Consider the following 1,446-nt stretch of genomic DNA (forward strand, 5'->3'; position numbering starts at 1 on the left):
CAAAGTCGCCGCATCCCCACTCCCGGAACGGCCACTCAACCAGAACCGCTCCCGCTGGAACGCATACGTCGGCAGCTCCACCACCCCGGGCACAGGATCGGACGCGAACCACACCGACCAGTCCACACCCACACCAGCGACATGCAGACGAGCCATCGCCTCCACGAACGCCGACTCCTCGCAACGCTCCCCGGCCAGCGAGGACACCAGGACCGGTTCGGGACCATGCCTATCGGTTACGTCGTCCAGGGTGTGCTGGGCGGCAGTGGTCAGTACGGGGGCGGGGCCGAGCTCGACGAACACGCCTGCCTTGGCGGCTACTTGGGCGATCGCGGGCTGGAACAGCACTGTCTGGCGTACGTGACGTGCCCAGTACTCGGGTTCCGTGATCTCTACTCCGGCGCGCTCTCCGGAGACATTGCTCATGAGCGGGATCGAAGGCTGCGCGAACTTGACCCCTCGTATCGCTTCGGTGAACTCCTCAAGCATCGGCTCCATCAACGCCGAATGGAAGGCATGACTGACACTCAGCGCCTTCGTCTTGCGCCCCCGCTCACGCCACCGTCCGGCAACCCGGTCCACCTCATCCGACGGCCCCGAAATGACCGTCGAATCGGGGGTGTTGACGGTCGCCACACTCACACCCATGCCGTCCAGGTCGGTGGCCAGCTCGGCGGGCGTGGCCTGCACCGCACACATCGCACCGCCCTCAGGCAGCTCACCCATCAAGCGAGCCCGCGCACCCACCACCCGGCACGCATCCGCCAGGTCAAAAACCCCCGCGACATGGGCGGCCGCGATCTCGCCGACCGAATGCCCGACCACCACATCCGGCCGCACACCCACCGACTCCCACAACCGCGCCAACCCCACCTGCAGCGCAAACAACCCCGCCTGCGCCCACATCGTGTGATCCAACCGCTCCCGCGGGCCCCGGAAGACCACCTCCCGCAGCTCGCCCGCCTCCACACCCAGCTCCACATCCAGCAGGCCGCACACCTCATCAAACGCAGCCGCGAACACCGGGAACCGTTCATACAAACCAGCACCCATACCCACGAGCTGGCTGCCCTGGCCGCTGAACAGCCACACCACATCACCGCTCGCAACGACCGCATCCTCACGGGATTGGGTCAGGGACGGGTGCTCGTCACCGGCGGCCAACGCAGCAAGCCCTGCCAGGAGTTCATTTTTCTCGCGACCCGCCACCACCGCCCGCTGCTCGAACAGCGCACGCGAGCGCAACAGAGACCAGCCCACATCCCGCACCGACACCGACACCGGAACCGTCGAATCGGCCGCCACCGCATCACGCAGACGCAGCGCCTGATCGCGCAAAGCCTGAAGGCTGCGGGCCGACACCACCCACGGCACCAAGCCACCCTCAGCCTCAGCCTCAGGAGCCCCACCACCGACCGGCGCCAGCTCCTCCCCCGCCTCAGCGGG

Annotated in this window: 1 protein-coding gene; it reads right to left on the reverse strand. The window is 67.4% G+C overall.

Features of this window, described 5'->3' with window-relative positions; translation table 11 throughout:
• Nucleotides 1–1,374: acyltransferase domain-containing protein (locus AB0H82_RS36395; RefSeq protein ID WP_362999830.1), on the reverse strand; the 1,374-nt coding region annotated here is incomplete at its 3' end.
• Nucleotides 1,375–1,446: the final 72 nt, after the last annotated feature.

The sequence above is a fragment of the Streptomyces sp. NPDC050732 genome, from assembly GCF_040654255.1.
In the GTDB taxonomy this organism is placed as follows: Bacteria; Actinomycetota; Actinomycetes; order Streptomycetales; family Streptomycetaceae; genus Streptomyces.